The sequence below is a fragment of the uncultured Corynebacterium sp. genome (assembly GCF_937999985.1).
Classification (GTDB): Bacteria; Actinomycetota; Actinomycetes; order Mycobacteriales; family Mycobacteriaceae; genus Corynebacterium.
Genome location: NZ_CALLDG010000177.1, coordinates 1 through 7,090, shown reverse-complemented (window position 1 = coordinate 7,090; position 7,090 = coordinate 1). Strand labels below are relative to the sequence as shown.

The following is a 7,090-nucleotide window of genomic DNA, read 5'->3' as shown; positions in this document are numbered from 1 at the left end:
CAGGCTTCGGGTCCTCAGGCTTCGGATCTTCCGGCTTCGGGTCCTCAGGCTTCGGATCTTCCGGCTTCGGGGGCTCACAGTTGCACTTAGTACCAACGCGGATCTTGCGATCCTGCTTCGGCTGCGTGATCTCCTCGGAAGTCTCAGGCTCGCCTACTGGCTGGCCGTCAACGAGCTTCCAGGTCTTAGTGATCTCCTTCGAACCGGTCTTGCCGGCCTGGTCCTCGACGACCTCGCCGGCTTCGAGGTTGGGGTCGTACTCGATGAGGGTGTCGTACGGAATCTCTTCGGTGTGCTTGTCCGTCAGCTCAGTCTCAACGCCCTTGGCTGGGCCAACCTCGATGATGCGCGGAGAAGACTTGCTGATCTCCTTAGAAGACTCTTCCCGGCTCACCTCACCATTGCTATCAACAGTCACCTTGACGATGTGCTTGATCTCACCAGGTGTTCCCTCCTGCACAACCTTGGTCTCGCCAGGCTGCAGCTCAGGGTTCACGCGGATCTCGGTCTCGAATGGAGTCTTCTCGATCCATTCGACATCCGTAGAAACTGGCTCGGTCTCTTCCGGCTTCGTACCGACGCGGATGATTGCGTTGGTCGGCTCCTTGGTGCGCTCAGTGGTCACGGTCGGGTCGCCGGAAGGCTTACCGTCAACGATCTTCTGAGTGGAAGTTACAAGCTCAGTACCCAACTCGCCCTGCTGATCGACAACCTGCTCACCAGCCTTCAGATTCGGATCGAAGACGATCTCGGTCTCGAACGGAACCGGCTTCTCCAGCTTGGTCACAACCTCGCTGTCATCAGCCTTCGGGCCGTACTCGATGATCTGCTGAACCGGCTTCTTCGTCACCTTCTCGGTGGTGTTCACCGTGGAGGTGTTGTCCTTCGCAGTGAAGTCGGCGGTGAATTCCTTCTCACCGTACTCACCCTTTTGAACAACCTTCATTTCACCCGGCTTCAACTCCGGGTTCACTCGCACGATCGTGTCGTACGGCAGCGGCGCGGTCCACGTTGCCTTGTTGGTTGCCTCCGCCGGCTTGGTGCCGACGGTGACGATCTTCTCAACCGGCTGCTCAATGATCTCCTCAGTGATCTTCGGGTCGCCAGGCTTGGAGTTGACGATATCGCGCTCGATCGTCACCTTCTTCTTGCCCGGCTTACCTTCCTGAGTGACCTTGGACTCGCCCGGCTTCAGGCTCGGGTCGTAGACAACCTTGACGTCATACGGAACCTCAGTCTCAATGGACTCGGTGTTCTTACCAGTGGTCTTCGTGCCCACGCGGATAATCTGCTTGGTCGGTTCCTTGGTGCGCTCAGTCGTTACCTCTGGATCACCAGACGGCTTGCCGTCGACAATCTTCTGAGTAGAGGTCACAACCTCAGTACCGGTTTCACCCTGCTGATCAACCTTCTGCTGCCCCTCTTCAAGAGAGTCATCGAAAACGATCTCAGTCTCGAACGGAATCGGCTTATCAACCTTGGTCACCACAGTGGTGTCCTCGGCTGCAGGACCGTACTCAATGATCTCCTTGACGGGATCCTTGGTCTGCTTCTCCTCGGCCTTCACAGAGCCCTCGCTGCCCTTGGCAGTGAAATCAGCAGTGTAGGTCTTCTCGCCTGGGACGCCCTTTTGGACAACCTTGATTTCGCCCGGCTTTAGCTCCGGATTCGGGCGGGTCTCAACCTCGAACGGAACCTGGGCAGTCCAGGTGACCTTCGAGGACGCCTCGGACGGCTTGGTGCCGACCTTGATGACCTGATCAACCGGCTGCTCAGTAACCTTCTCCTCGACGGTGGCCTCACCATCCGGCTGGGAGTTAGTGACCTTCTGGGTCACGGTGATGGTCTTCTTACCTGGCTTACCCTCGGTGACAGTCTCGGAGGTGCCAGCAGGCAGGTTCGGGTCAAACTCGACCTTTACGCCGAATGGAACCTCAGACTCAACCGACTTCGTGATTTCACCGGTGGTCTTGGTACCAACGCGGATGATCTGCTTAACCGGTTCCTTGGTCCGCTCTGTGGACACAGTCGGGTCACCAGACGGCTTACCATCGACAAGCTTCTGGGTCGAGGTGACAACATCAGTGCCAAGCTCACCCTGCTGGTCAACGACCTGCTTGCCCTCTTCCAAGGTGTCATCGAAGACGACCTCGGTATCGAACGGGACCGGCTTCTCAGTCTTGGTAACCAGCTCGCTCGGAGCCAGACCCGGACCATATTCAACGATGCGCTTGACAGGCTCCTTGTTGGTCTCTTCCTCGACTACCTCAGCCTTATCGCCCTCAGCAGTGAACTTAGCGGTGTAGGTCTTCTCGCCGTTCACGCCTTCCTGAACAACTTTGGTTTCACCAGGCTTCAGCTCCGGGTTCTCGCGAACCTCGGTCGGGTAAGGGATCGGAACCGTCCAGGTGACTTCCTTGGCGCTCTTGGCGGGCTTGGTACCGACGACAACGACTTCGTTAACCGGGGCCGTGGTCTGCTCCCACGTACCGTCCTTGTTCTGCTTCTCCGCGCCCGGCTTACCCTCGGTTTCAACCTTGTAGGTGCCGGCCGGGACGGTGTCGTCATACTTGTACTCGACGTCGAACGGAACTTCGCGCGTCGGAACGTCAACAACGTTCACGACACCGTAAGCGGTATCCGTGGAGCCATCTTCGTAGGTCACAGTGACTGGAATCTTGACTTGGTCACCCGGCTTGGCGTCCGCGGGTGCGGTTGCGGTGATCTTGCCATTGTCGTCAATGCTGACGGTCCACCCAGCCGGAACCTTGCCCACCTTGTAGGGGTTGTCCTTTGCAACGTTGACGTTGTCCGGCTTTTCCAGGGCAACCGGAAGCGTCGCCGTTTCGCCTGGGTACACCGTCTCAACCGGGTAAGACGGATCCGCTTCCCAGTTGTTAGTCAGCTTCACCACGGTGGTCACGGGGACTCTCGGGGTGGAGCCATCCGGGGTTTCAACCGTGACGCTAATGGTCTTCTTATCACCCGGTTTAGAATCCGCCGGTGGGGTGGAGGTCACGACACCAGTGCTCGGGTCGATCTTGTACTTCCAGCCGTCGACGTCCTGCTCGGTGATCGGCGTTCCATCGTCGTTCTTGCCAAAGGAAAACTTCGATCCCTTCGGGGCATCCTCGACATGGTGCTCTACAGATTGGTTCGGGCCAGTAACCTGAACATCATAGGTCGGTGCAATGTCGCTCTTTAGAACAACGACGCTGCCCTTCACTTGCTGCGGCTTGTCGGTGTTGTCGTAGTAGGCAAGAACCGGAACGTCCAGGATGTATCCTTCGGGCGCGGTCTTCGGAATCGTAGTGGTGATTTCACCAGTGTTCTCATCGATCTTGACGGTCCACGTACCGCTGTCATCCGTGACGGTGTATTCGGTCTTACCACCCTCAAACGTGTAGCGCTTCGGTGCTTCATCGGTCGTGTTACCGCTCAGGCCGCGCTCCGGGAGCTTCGGCTTCAGGCTCACCTTCGCCGTAGGCTTGTTGGTCACCGTGTCGTAATCGGGGATCTTGATGTCCACGATCGCCTGGAACTGAGTCTCGATCTCGTCCGTGGTCTGGTCCGGGTAGGTCGCCTTCACCAGCGGGGTGATGATGGTGCCCGGTGCAACGGTGTCGTCCGCCTTCGCGGTGACCCTGCCCGTCTCATCAACGGTGACGGTCCAACCTTCAGGGACAGTGGACGGGTCGACCTCGAACTTAGCTGGGTGGACCGGCTTGTGGCCCTTCATGATGGACTTGGTACCCACCTGGGCGGTGAGGTCGTCACCGATGGTGCCCTTAGTTAGGCCCGGGCGCACCAGGTCAGTGACCTGCGTGTTGTTCGGGTCGACAACCACGAGCAGCTCAAGCCTATCCGTGGAACCGTTGGAGTACTCCACTGTTACGACAGGGCGCGCGAACGTACCCGGCTTCGGGTTCTCCGGAGCGGTGACGGTGACGTTGTAGTCCTCGTCCATCTCGACGGTCCAGCCGTCATAGACGTACTTCTCGTCGAGGGAAACCTTGGCCTCGAAGCCGTCGTCGCCCTTCTTCTTCGCCAGATCCTTGATCAGGTCCGGGGTCTGGGTAAAGGTCACCTGCTGCGGCTCAGTGGCGAGAGGACCGGTCTCACTGTCTACACCCGAGATAATTGAGGCGTCGGTCTTGTCATACTTCGGGTCGTGGTACTCGGTGTCGTCCAAAGAGAACGCCTTCGAGTCGATCACGTTCGCCGTGTTATAGCGCGTCAGCGAATTCGAACTGTCGAAGGTCTTGCCTTCTTCGCCGATGTTGTTTTCAACGGCATTCTGGAGCTGGTCAACGGTACGTGGCTTCGCCAGAACGGAGAAGTTCACGTTCTTGTCGGTCGCCAGGTCGGTACCGCGGTACTCAGGCCAGGTGAAGTAGATGTCGCCGGTCGCTTCGTCGATTCGCAGCAGCTGCTCACCGCCGGAGGCTTCTGGGTCTGTGGTGCCGATGAACTTGCCGTTGCCGTCGTAAGCTTCCACGACCATGCGGGACATCGAGTCGTCCGTACCGCCGTTCTGCACAGCAGGAATGTTGACGGTACCGACCTTGGTTTCCTCACCAGGGACGATCACATGCTTCTCAGATACCTCAGCAGTCTCCCACGAAACCGTGATCGGGTTACATTCGATGTTCTCGCTCGGCCACGGGTTTACAGTAGCGCCGAATGCCGAGCTGGAACCTTGCGTGGCATAGAGGTTGCCACTATGGTCCTTCGTGTAGTTCCCCTGCCAGGCGTAGCGCACGGGATTGTCGGCAGTGGCCGAAGCGAATTGCTTGACTTTCTCATCGGTCAGCTCTGCGAAGATATTCAGGTTTCGTTGTACGCGAAAACCATCAATGACGATGCTTTCGTCGGCCTTGTGAGTGACGCTCTTGTCAAGGAAGGTCTGGCCGGCCTCCATGGAAGGCACCTCGCCGGTATTCAAGAGTGCGCCAAGGTTCCCCGTATTGGTGAAGTACCAATCGGCGAATGTGCGGTCCTTCGAGTTATCAAAGGAGACACTCAGACCCCAAGCTTTCTTGTCGGGGCTGGTCGCACTCGGCTCCATGGTGTTCCAGCTGAAACCTGCCTGGCTGCCGCTCGGAGAACTCTCCTCAACAACACACGACCCGGCCGGCAGGTCGGACGCCTGCTGGGCGTCCTTCTCCACAGCACCGGACTTGTCGCGGATGCCGCCAGTGAACGTGGCTGCGGTGGCCTCGGGCGCGAAATCATTGGGAGCAAAGATGCTGAGCGAACCCAGCGCGAGAGTGATGGCGGACAGTGCAGCTACACCCGTACGCACATTCCGCCGTGAAACCTTGTTCTTAGAGGAGTTCATCCCTCAGTCCTTCCTGAAGCTAAAGTGCGCCTACCTCTTGTCAGATCCCTAGCAGGCCAGGCGCTTACTAAAGGCTGAAAACTCACCAAAACTCAGTTCAATAAGTCAAAAACAGCCTAAGAGCACGCAAATAGTTTAACCGTATTAATGGTCCAAGTTCAACCAGAAAAATGGTTCCATAAGCACCAAACCCCCCGTTTACCTCCACATAAGAAAACCTTAAGCGCTAGCGCACCATCTCCGGAATCTGAGACACGGAGCTAATCGCCGGCCCCAGGAACCTCCCAGCCAACTTCGCAAACCTCTGTGGGTCACCCGTCGACTCGAAAGAAAGATTCACTGTCCGCTCCGAATCTTCATCCGCCAGCAGATCCTGCTCCGCCAGCGTGCGATACACGGTCTTCGCTGTCTCCTCCGCGCTATTAATCAGCGTGACATCTTCCCCCATCACCAGCTGCACCACCCCGGTCAGCAACGGATAATGCGTGCACCCCAGCACCACGGTATCTACCCCCTGGGCTTTCAGCGGCGCCAGGTAGTTCTCCGCCAGCCCCATCAACTGCCGCCCGCTGGTCATGCCACGCTCCACAAAAGGCACGAACTGCGGGCAGGCCTGCGCGTACGCCTCAACTCCCGGAATCGCTGCGAAAAGATCCTGGTAGGACCTACTGCTCACCGTCGCCTGGGTGCCGATCACTCCGATCTTGCCGTTGCGAGTCGCCGCCGCCGCGCGCCGCACCGCAGGCAGAATCACTTCAACCACCGGAATGGAATACCTCTCCCTCGCGTCGCGAATAAACGCCGACGAGGCAGAGTTGCACGCCACCACAATCATCTTGCAGCCGCGCTCCGCCAGAGTGTCTGCAATCCTGATCGAAAGCTCGCGCACCTGCGCCAGCGGCTTGTCACCGTAGGGCGTGTTAGCCGTGTCCCCGATGTACACCAGGTTCTCGTGTGGCAGCTGGTCAACAATGGCGCGCGCCACAGTCAGCCCACCTACCCCCGAATCAAACACTCCGATCGGCGCATTGTTTGCCTGTTCCGCCTGTACGTTACCCTCAGCACCCTCAGCAGCCCCAGCCACGGCACTCACCTTTCATTACGTCCCTTTCACTACTTCGCGCCAGCTCGGCACACCGAAGGCCGACTCCGCTGCCAAGACGGCATGCATGATTGCCCGCTCCACCGTGTTGGCCGCGACCGCCGAAAGCAGGCTCATGCCAATGTCGTCCACAGCCGCCCCCGCACCGTGCTCACCCGTCGCCATCGCAAACAGTGTGTCTCCATCCATCGGCATGTGTGCCGGCCGAATCGCCCGCGCGATCCCGTCGTGTCCCGCCAGCGCCAGCCTCTTGGCCTGCGCCTTCGTCAGCGGCGCATCGGTCGCCACCACTCCGATCGTCGTATTGAGCTTCGGAGCCAGCATCTCCGCCGTGATCTTCGTGCCGAGCAGGTTCTTGCTCTTTAGACTTTTGACGCCCTCAGCCCCCACCGGCTCACCATCAACCAGGCCGTCGACCAGCCCATATCGGGCAAACTCCCCGTTCAGCTCCGCAGCGATTCCCCACGGCAGGCCGGTCGCCGGGTCGAAAACCGCGCCCTGCGGGTTCACCACAATTCCCACGGCCACAGTCACTCCCGCCAGCGGGGTACCTTCCGGGAACACGGCGCTGGCCTGCCCAAAGCCGCCCTTCAACGCGCCGGCAGAGGCGCCCAACCCCGCGCCGACGTTGCCGTTCAGCGCCCCCT

3 protein-coding genes are annotated in these 7,090 nt (G+C 59.0%); all 3 read right to left on the bottom strand.

Features of this window, described 5'->3' with window-relative positions; all coding sequences use genetic code 11:
• The coding region (locus Q0331_RS08445) for a G5 domain-containing protein (protein WP_298075932.1) at positions 1-5,341 on the bottom strand (5,341 nt) is incomplete at its 3' end.
• Positions 5,342-5,567: 226 nt separating this feature from the next.
• The gene (gene murI, locus Q0331_RS08440; RefSeq protein ID WP_298075931.1) at positions 5,568-6,434 is read right to left on the bottom strand and encodes a glutamate racemase; all 867 of its coding nucleotides are present in this window, start codon (positions 6,432-6,434) and stop codon (positions 5,568-5,570) included.
• Between the two features lie 6 nt (positions 6,435-6,440).
• On the bottom strand, positions 6,441-7,090 hold a 650-nt coding region (locus tag Q0331_RS08435; protein WP_298075930.1), incomplete at its 5' end, for a P1 family peptidase.